A 269-nucleotide genomic window follows, 5' to 3' on the forward strand; every position below is an offset into this window, starting at 1 on the left:
GTCATCAATGATCATACGATTATCAACTATGGTTGGCGGGAAACGAATGTTCGCTTTGTCCAAACCCTTGGTAATAATGTGCTGTTAAAGTTAAATCGACGTAATTTCAAATGTAAGGAATGTCAGCGGACTTTCTTGGCTCAAACCAGTTTAGTGCCAAAGCACTGTTCAATTTCCAGTTCCACCCGCCAAGAATGCTTAGAACGACTCGCAGAGCCGGTCTCACTAAAACATCTCGCTAACGAATTGGCGACTTCTGCTAGCTTTGT

The 269-nt window shown here is 43.1% G+C and carries 1 pseudogene; it reads left to right on the top strand.

What is annotated here, in order from left to right:
- Positions 1–269, top strand: a pseudogene (locus tag IWT5_RS11855) (transposase family protein); the annotation flags it as partial.

The organism is Secundilactobacillus mixtipabuli (genome assembly GCF_002217925.1).
GTDB classification, from domain to species: domain Bacteria; phylum Bacillota; class Bacilli; order Lactobacillales; family Lactobacillaceae; genus Secundilactobacillus; species Secundilactobacillus mixtipabuli.